General features: G+C 57.5%; 3 protein-coding genes. All 3 read left to right on the forward strand.

The genetic code is table 11. The features are described from left to right. Window positions 1-476: hypothetical protein (locus tag AC5DB9_RS16445; RefSeq protein WP_483151533.1), on the forward strand; the 476-nt coding region annotated here is incomplete at its 5' end. 173 nt (window positions 477-649) lie between these two features. Then, window positions 650-2,011, forward strand: a complete 1,362-nt coding sequence (glmU, locus tag AC5DB9_RS16450) for a bifunctional UDP-N-acetylglucosamine diphosphorylase/glucosamine-1-phosphate N-acetyltransferase GlmU (RefSeq protein WP_273009445.1) — start codon at window positions 650-652, stop codon at window positions 2,009-2,011. Window positions 2,012-2,037: 26 nt separating this feature from the next. Continuing rightward, window positions 2,038-3,867, forward strand: a complete 1,830-nt coding sequence (glmS, locus tag AC5DB9_RS16455) for a glutamine--fructose-6-phosphate transaminase (isomerizing) (protein ID WP_272990639.1) — start codon at window positions 2,038-2,040, stop codon at window positions 3,865-3,867. The last annotated feature ends 87 nt before the right edge of the window (window positions 3,868-3,954 follow it).

Consider the following 3,954-nt stretch of genomic DNA (forward strand, 5'->3'; position numbering starts at 1 on the left):
GCGGAAATTTGGCGATATTTTATAAAAGGGAGAGGTTGTGCAGACCTTCCCTAGAGCTTGTTGACTACAACGATGACAGCTATTCAGGCAGTTTGGTGCATCAACCCATTCACAGCTTCTCACAAGCTAATTATGAAATGACCCGCATTGACGGCGATCAGCGTCAAACAGATAGCGTGAATTACGTTTATTTTTCCTCTATCAGCGAACTACCGCTACCGGCACAACAAGGCGGTGAGGTATGGCTGGACGCTCATTATGTAGAGTTCTACTTCAATGAGGATTCGAATAAGCGTGACAAAAACATTTACTTTCAGCCATCGTCTACAAGCAATATGCAATATTACTCTCGCTACAAGTCAGTAGAGATTGAGCTTACTGAAAATACAGCTTTGTCACTGTCAGGAACGGGAAGCGCAGAGGCCTTCGATATCAATAACGAAGACATCAATATTCAGTTCCATATCGGTTTGTAAAAGGCTACTCAGCCTCGGTTTTCCAACTTTCCAATCCTGCGCTATAGCTGGCGGGGATGAAACCCCGCCATTTTCCCGCTTTAGCAAGTACTTACGCTCACCGTGCTGGTCGCGCCCGGCGGCATTCGCTACCATTCACCCAGATTCCGATAACGCGTCAATAGGATGATTCCGTGTCTCTGGAAGTGATTATTCTGGCGGCGGGTCAGGGCACCCGCATGCGATCCAAGTTACCCAAAGTGCTGCACCCGCTGGCGGGCAAGCCGATGTTGCAGCATGCAATAGACGCGGCGGCGCAGACGGCGCCGGCGGCGATTCATGTGGTGGTTGGTCACGGTGCCGAGCAGGTTAAAGACGCGGTGGCACATCCCGCGCTGCAATGGGCCTTGCAGGCCGAGCAGAAGGGCACCGGCCACGCGGTGGCGCAGGGTCTGGGGAGTGTGACTGATGATGCCACGGTGCTGATTACCTACGGTGATGTGCCGCTGGTGCGCGCCGAAACCTTGCAGAATATGGTGGATCGCTGTGCCGATAATCTGGTGCTGCTGACCGCCACGCTGGATAACCCCACTGGCTACGGCCGGATTATTCGCGATGTCTCCGGTGCGGTGCAGGCAATTGTCGAACAGAAAGACGCCAGTCCCGAGCAGTTGATGGTGCGAGAAGTGAACACTGGCATGATGGCCCTGCCTGCCAAGTACCTGCGTGAGTGGCTGCCCAAGCTGTCGGCGAATAATGCTCAGGGCGAGTATTACCTCACCGATATCATCGCCATGGCGGTGGCACAGGGCGTAGCGGTGGACGTGGCCCAGCCCGCTGCGCTGTGGGAAGTGGAGGGGGTGAATAACCGCCTGCAACTCAACGCGCTGGAGCGCCAATACCAGCGCCTGCAAGCCGAGGCGCTGATGACCGAGGGCGCGAGCCTGGCGGACGCCGATCGCATTGATGTGCGCGGCCGCCTGCGTATCGGGCAGGATGTGAGCATTGATGTGAACTGCGTCTTTGAGGGCGAGGTCGAACTGGGCGACGACGTGGAGATTGGTCCCAACTGCGTGATCAGCAACAGCCGCGTAGCGGCGGGCAGTGTGATACGTGCCAATTCGGTATTGGAAGATGCCGTGGTTGGTGAAGGCTGCACCATTGGCCCCTTTGCGCGACTGCGCCCCGGCACCGTGCTGGCGAAGGCCGCGCGCATCGGCAATTTTGTTGAAACCAAGAATGCGCAGGTGGGTGAGGGCAGCAAGATCAATCACCTGAGTTATGTCGGCGATGCGACACTGGGCAGCAACGTGAATATCGGCGCGGGTACGATTACCTGCAATTACGACGGGGTGAATAAATCCCTCACTGACATCGGTGATAATGCCTTCGTCGGTTCGAATACCTCACTGGTGGCGCCGGTGTCCGTGGGCGACACGGCGACCGTGGCGGCGGGCTCGACGATCACCGGCAATATTGCCGATGGCGAACTCGGTGTTGCTCGCGGCAGACAGCGTAATATACGGGGTTGGAAGCGTCCCCAGAAACGCTCCTGACAGCGATCAAATAGAAGGCATTTATTATGTGTGGAATCGTCGGGGCTGTTGCCCAGCGAGAAGTGGCAGATATTCTGTTGGAGGGCCTGCGGCGCCTTGAATATCGCGGTTACGACTCGGCGGGCATGGCGGTGATTTCCCCCGAGGGTTACAACGATCGTCGTAAGCGAGTGGGCAAGGTGGAGGCGCTGGCGCAGGCGCTGAAGGATGAGCCCTTGCCGGGCCGCATTGGCGTGGCCCATACCCGTTGGGCGACCCACGGCGAACCGTCCGAAGTGAATGCCCACCCCCACAATTCCGGCAAGCTGTCGCTGGTACACAACGGCATTATCGAAAACCACGAAGCCCTGCGCGCACGCCTGCGTGAACTGGGCTATGAGTTTGTCTCTGCCACCGATACCGAAACCATCGTGCACCTAGTGCATTACTACTACCAGCAGCAGCGCGATCTGCTGGGTGCGGTCAAACTGGCCGTGACCGAGCTGGAGGGTGCCTACGGTCTGGCGGTGATTCACGCTGATCAGCCCGACAAGCTGGTTTGTGCCCGCAAAGGCAGCCCGCTGGTGATCGGCATTGGTATTGGCGAAAACTTTATCGCCTCTGACCAGCTCGCATTGCGTCAGGTCACCGACCGCTTTGTGTATTTGGAAGAGGGCGATATTGCTGAAGTCAGCGCCGGTCATTACCGCATCTGGGATGCCCAGCAGCAGCCGGTGGTGCGCGAAGTCAGTCAGATTGATACTGCCGCGGAGTCGGCGGATCGCGGCCACTATCGCCACTATATGCTCAAGGAAATCTACGAGCAGCCGATGGTGATTCAGCGCTCGCTGGCGGCGCGTCTGGGCAGCAAGAAAATTCTGGTCGAAACCCTGGGCGCACGCGCCAATGAGTTGTTGTCGACCGTGTCGTCGGTGCAGATTGTGGCCTGCGGCACCAGTTACCACGCGGGTATGGTCGCCAAGTACTGGATTGAAGGTGTGGCGGGCGTGCCCTGCCGCGTCGAGGTGGCCAGCGAATTCCGCTACCGTAAATTCAAGGTGCAGGAAAATACCCTGTTTGTGACCATCAGCCAGTCCGGTGAAACGGCCGATACCCTGGCGGCGTTGCGTCTCGCCAAAACATTGGGTTACTCCGCCAGTCTGGCAATCTGTAATGTAGCGCTCAGCTCACTGGTGCGCGAATCCGATATGTACCTGATGACCGAGGCCGGGCCGGAGATCGGTGTGGCATCGACCAAGGCGTTTACCACACAGTTGGTGGCGCTGCTGCTGCTGACCGTCGCGCTGGGTCGCCATCACGACCTCAGCGAGGCCGACGAGGAAGCGATTGTTGCCGCGCTGCACCGCCTGCCTGTGCAGCTCGACGAAGCCCTTGCACTGGACAGTGCGATCCAGCAGATGTCCGAAGCCTTTGCCGACAAGCATCACGCCCTGTTCCTCGGGCGGGGTGCCCAGTGGCCAGTGGCGATGGAAGGGGCACTCAAGCTCAAGGAAATTTCCTATATCCACGCAGAAAGCTATCCGGCGGGTGAACTGAAGCACGGCCCGCTGGCATTGGTCGACAGCGATATGCCGGTGATTGCGGTGGCACCCAACGACGAGCTGTTGGAAAAACTGAAATCCAATCTGCAGGAAGTGCAGGCGCGCGGCGGCCAGTTGTTTGTGTTCGCCGACAAGGCGGCGGGCTTTGAAGCTGCGGATGGCCTGCAGATTATTGAACTGCCCCACGTTATCGATATTGTCGCGCCCATCCTCTATACCCTGCCGCTGCAATTGCTCAGCTATCACGTGGCGATTCTGAAAGGCACCGACGTCGACCAGCCCAGAAACCTGGCCAAGTCAGTGACGGTTGAGTAAGCGCCCACTATCGGTAGTGTTTCCTGTGGGAGAGTAATAAAGTATCATACTAAGTATTAAAGTATCATACTGAGAAATAAAGTTGCA

This window comes from Spongiibacter sp. (genome assembly GCF_984394615.1).